We start from the raw sequence: 708 nt of genomic DNA, 5'->3' as shown, positions 1-708 counted from the left end.
ACAGCCTGCTTGCCAATGTGTTTCGTATCGCACTGGCATCGCTGGAAGCAGAGCCAGTGGCGTGGAAGGCAACCTTCACGCAAATTGACAATGAATATAATACGTTCACTGCTCTGTATTCTGACAAAGCAGAAGTCGAACGGTGGGTGCGACTGCATGAAATAGGTGACTTTCGGGCAGAAATAACACCACTTTACGCAGCGCCGCCAGCACAAGTGTTACCGAACGATGGGGTTGAGCTACTGGAAGAATTCGTCTGGACTGGTGAGGAATGGAGCGTGCCATTAACTGGCTCTGAACCAGAGGATGATGTCCCTGAATCGTTCTCTGCGAGTATCAGTGTTAGTTGTGCTGATGATGTTGAGGTGTGGGTATCAGTGCCGCCGTATATGATAATTCCCTACATTGAGGGTGATCAGGATGAGGATTTATTTGATACGTGTGCTGGAGCATTACGTATATCGTTTCTGGATTTGCTAAAGGCGTATACAAGTTCGTGCATCAGAGAGGATGCGGGGGATGGTGTTTTATACATGGCTAATTTTTTCGAGAGAATGTCGAAAAGTCTTCGTAAATTTTATGGCACCCTTCCACAGGAAGAAATAGCTGCTGCGAAGGTGGATGTTGATCTGGTCATCCCGTGGGAGCGGGGAGGTCATGAGGAGGGGGATAAGTGAGCTGGCCTGAAGCATTCACAACGGTAGGAAT

1 pseudogene is annotated in these 708 nt (G+C 48.3%); it reads left to right on the top strand.

The features are described from left to right. Positions 1–230, top strand: a pseudogene (locus EQY_RS26000) (hypothetical protein); the annotation flags it as partial. Between the last annotated feature and the right edge of the window lie 478 nt (positions 231–708).

The organism is Escherichia sp. TW14182, from assembly GCF_000208525.1.
Lineage (GTDB): Bacteria > Pseudomonadota > Gammaproteobacteria > Enterobacterales > Enterobacteriaceae > Escherichia > Escherichia ruysiae.
Note: the sequence above shows the minus strand (reverse complement) of the source record. Positions and strands in the feature narration are given on the sequence as shown.